General features: G+C 68.7%; 5 protein-coding genes. 3 read left to right on the forward strand and 2 right to left on the reverse strand.

Annotation, left to right across the window (positions count from 1 at the left end; genetic code table 11):
• On the reverse strand, positions 1–1280 hold a 1280-nt coding region (locus tag ACWELQ_RS41115; protein ID WP_452402402.1), incomplete at its 3' end, for a UbiD family decarboxylase.
• Between the two features lie 8 nt (positions 1281–1288).
• Complete coding sequence (locus tag ACWELQ_RS41120; protein WP_452402403.1) at positions 1289–1873, reverse strand: UbiX family flavin prenyltransferase; 585 nt, start codon at positions 1871–1873, stop codon at positions 1289–1291.
• A 63-nt stretch (positions 1874–1936) separates the two neighbouring features.
• Between ACWELQ_RS41120 and ACWELQ_RS41125 the strand changes: the two genes are divergently transcribed.
• The 3 genes from ACWELQ_RS41125 to ACWELQ_RS41135 all read left to right on the forward strand — a co-directional run bounded on the left by ACWELQ_RS41125 (position 1937) and on the right by ACWELQ_RS41135 (position 3594).
• Complete coding sequence (locus tag ACWELQ_RS41125) at positions 1937–2863, forward strand: LysR family transcriptional regulator (RefSeq protein ID WP_452402404.1); 927 nt, start codon at positions 1937–1939, stop codon at positions 2861–2863.
• A 91-nt stretch (positions 2864–2954) separates the two neighbouring features.
• Positions 2955–3392, forward strand: a complete 438-nt coding sequence (locus tag ACWELQ_RS41130; protein WP_452402405.1) for a DUF1707 SHOCT-like domain-containing protein — start codon at positions 2955–2957, stop codon at positions 3390–3392.
• 16 nt (positions 3393–3408) lie between these two features.
• The gene (locus tag ACWELQ_RS41135; protein WP_452402406.1) at positions 3409–3594 is read left to right on the forward strand and encodes a hypothetical protein; all 186 of its coding nucleotides are present in this window, start codon (positions 3409–3411) and stop codon (positions 3592–3594) included.
• The last annotated feature ends 1 nt before the right edge of the window (position 3595 follow it).

Raw genomic sequence — 3595 nt, forward strand, 5'->3', positions numbered from 1 at the left:
CCTTCGCCACCCGTTCGCACCCGGATGTCGATCGCGGCGAAGGCCCACACCACCTCGTCGAGGTTGGTGATGTCGACGTCGTCCTCGACGACCAGGATCTTGGGCGCGTTGACCGACGGCTTACCCGTGAAGATAATCTTCGCGATCTGGTCGACCAGTTCGTGCGAGCCCAGCCCGGTGGTCTCGTGCCAGTCCTGCTTCACCGCGAGGGTCAGCCAGTGCACGGCCGCCTCGAAGTTGTACCAGGCCGAGGAGATCGGCAGCCCGGCCTGCCGCAGCAGGTAGAGGATCTCGGCGGCACTGGTGGTGCCGATGATGGTGTGGTCCTCCTCCACGGGCGGGCCCGCGGCCACGGTCGGCTGGATCGCGCCGTCGCGGTAGGTGACGGCGGAGACGTGGAAGACCTGCTTGAGGCTGGCCTCGGTGGCGTTGTAGCCGGGGAACTCGTTGAACGGGCCCTCCATGACCGTCTCGTCGAGGGCGATATGACCCTCGATGACGATCTCGGCGGTCGCGGGGACCAGCAGGTCGACGGTCTCGGCGGGCACCAGTTCCAGGCCCTCGCCGAAAAGCGCGCCCAGGAAATGGGTTTCGTCCTCGCCCTCGGGAATCGGCATGCCGCCCACCCACGGCAGGCCCGGCTCGACGCCGATGGCCAGCGCGATCGGCATGGGCTCGCCGATCTCGGTCCACTTCGAGCGGATGATGCCCAGGTGCTGCGGCCCGGGGATCAGGCAGGCCAGAGTGTTGCGGTCGTGGATCATCATGCGGTTGATCGACCAGTTGGTCCACGAACCGTCGGGGGTCTTGACGATGTTCATCCCGTAGGTCTGGATGTAGCGGCCACCGTCGTTGCCGTGCAGCTTCGGGGTCGGGAAGGCGAACAGGTCGATGTCGTCGCCGAGCTTGATGTTCTGCTTGCAGGGCGCGTCCGCGCGGTCCACCACGACCGGCGGGATGCCCGGCTTGGCGCGGGCATCGGCGAGCGCCTCCACGATCCGCTGGCCGCTGGCGTCGGCGGGCAGGCCCAGTGCCAGCGCGATACGCGCCAGCCGGTGCTCGGGGCCCGACAGCGCACCCGGCGCACCGAGCACGCGGAAGCCGCTGCCCTGGTAGTCGGTGATATTGGTGAACAGCGGCGCGGGGGCCTTCAGGTCGTAGGAGCGGCGGATGATCGCGCCGATCTCCATGTTCCAGTCGACCTCGGTGTCGATCTGCTGGATCTCGCCGATCGCGGTGAGCGCGTCGATGAACTCGCGCAGGCTCTTCAAGTGGGCCACAGCCTGTTTCACTTTCCTTCGAGCGGGGTTTCGCCCCAGCGGGGCAGGTCGGGGACGTCGATGCCGAGCAGGTCCAGGGCACGCCCGGCGGTGTGGTCGACGATGTCGGCGACCGATTCGGGCTCGAGGTAGAAGGCGGGCACCGGCGGCATGACGATGCCGCCCATCTCGGTGACCTCGGTCATGGCGCGCAGATGCGCCAGGGTCAGCGGGGTTTCGCGGACCATGAGCACCAAGCGGCGGCGTTCCTTGAGGGTGACGTCGGCGGCACGGGTGAGCAGGTTGTCGTTGTTGGCGTAGGCGACCGCGGACAGCGTGCGAATCGAGCAGGGGGCCACGATCATTCCGGCGGTGCGGAACGAGCCGGACGCGATGGCCGCGCCGATATCGGCGGGCCGGTATGTGACATCGGCCATAGCCGCGAGATCGCTTGCACTGAGCCCGGTTTCATAAGCCCGGGTCTGCTGCCCGGCCGGGGTCACCACCAGGTGCGTCTCCACCCCCGCCTTACGGGCCAACTCCAACACCCGCACCCCGTACGCGATACCCGTCGCGCCGCTGATACCCACCACCAAACGCCGCGCACCACTCACCGAACAAGGATCGGGCACCGGCGGTTGGCCATCAACGGCGAAATCCGGGAGAATCGATAAGAAATGCTAATCGAAGACTCCTTACGCGAGACTCGCGTCGATCCGGCCGAATTGGAAGCGTTCGTGGTGCTGGCCGAAGAACTGCACTTCGGGCGCACCGCGATTCGGCTGGGCGTGTCCCAGCCGCGGGTGAGCCAGTTGATCCGCAGCCTGGAGCGGCGCATCGGTCGCCGCCTGGTGGAACGCACCAGCCGGCGGGTCATGCTCAACCCGCTCGGCGAGCAGTTGCTCTCGCGGGTCCGCCCGGCCTTCGACGACCTGCAACGCGCCATGGCCGAAACCCGAACCCTGGCACGGGGATTGCGGATCGGCTTCCTCGGCCCCTACGGTGCGACGCTGGACGCGCCGCTGGCCGGGTTCCGGGCACGGCATCCGCACTGTGTGGTCACGCTCACCCAGATCCCGTGGACCGATATCTACGGGCCGCTGCGGCGCGGGGAGGTCGATCTGCAGATCTCGCTGACCCCGATCGATCAGCCCGACCTGACCGTCGGCCCCGAGGTCGGCGAGTTCCCCCGGCTGTTGGCCATCGCCCGGCGGCATCCGTGGGCCGCGCGCGCCAGCCTCGATATCGAGGATCTGGCCGAATTGCGGGTGATCGGACCGCATCCGGATGTCAGCCCCGAATTCGCTCGCGGTTTCTGGCCACCCGCGGTCACGCCGAGCGGCCGTCCCATTCCGGCCGCGCCGCCCGCCCGCACCGAACCCGAGATGCTCTCCGCGGTCGCCCACAATGACGCGGTCTTCGCGACGACCACCGCCATGCCCACCTATTTCACCCACCCGGAGGTGACGTTCGTGCCGCTCACCGGGCTGGCGGCGGCCCGGGTGCGGCTGGTGTGGCGCACCCGCACCGACAATCCCAAGGTCGCCGAATTCGCGGCGCTGGCCGCCGAGACCACCCGGACGGACCTACGTCAGCCGACGTAGCCGCGATTACGTCGACACGTGCAGGCACGCCGTCGCGAACGGGCCTACGCTGGCGGACAACGAGATTCCCTTCCCCTCTAGGCCGGATGTCATGACCGATTTCGATCCTGCGGTCTACGGACCGCCCGATGTCCGCGTCGGCACCGCGGAACGTGAACGAGCCGCGGCCGCGCTGGGAGACCACTTCGCGGCCGGGCGCTTGGATGTCACCGAATACGACGACCGGGTGAGCCGGGCGTACGCCGCCAAGACCGCGGGCGAGCTCGCGGTGCTGTTCGGTGATCTGCCCCGCCCGCAGCCGGCCACCCCGCAGATCCTCACTCCGCAACCCGTCCCGCGTCGCCCACCGCCGTTCGCCCCGATCGCGGTGATCGTGGCGCTGATCTTCGCGATCGCGTTCGCGGTGGCCACCCATTTCTTCCCGTTCTTCCTGTTCCCGCTGGTGTTCTTCCTGTTCGTGCGCGGTCGCCGCGGCTGGGGTCCGCGTGGTGTCGGGCCGTCCTACGGCTCCCGGCGCTACCGGATGTGAGAGCTAGGGTGGAGGGATGGGCGTCATAGGCGAACTGTTCCCCGGTAAGAAGCTCGAAGACGACAGCAGCGAGGCCGGCGACGGCCAGCAGCATCGGCCGCGGCTGGCCGTCGATCTGGACGCGGGCGTCATCACCCTGTCGCCGCGTGCCACCCCGCCCGCCCCGGAAACTGAACCGGAATCGCCCGCCTCGCAGGGCTAGT

The sequence above is a fragment of the Nocardia sp. NPDC004722 genome, assembly GCF_053601505.1.

Excerpts from the sequence above, each read along its gene's own strand:
- ACWELQ_RS41125 (WP_452402404.1), top strand. The coding sequence starts at position 1,937 with ATGCTAATCGAAGACTCCTTACGCGAGACTCGCGTCGATCCGGCCGAA.
- ACWELQ_RS41130 (WP_452402405.1), top strand. The coding sequence starts at position 2,955 with ATGACCGATTTCGATCCTGCGGTCTACGGACCGCCCGATGTCCGCGTC.
- ACWELQ_RS41135 (WP_452402406.1), top strand. The coding sequence starts at position 3,409 with ATGGGCGTCATAGGCGAACTGTTCCCCGGTAAGAAGCTCGAAGACGAC.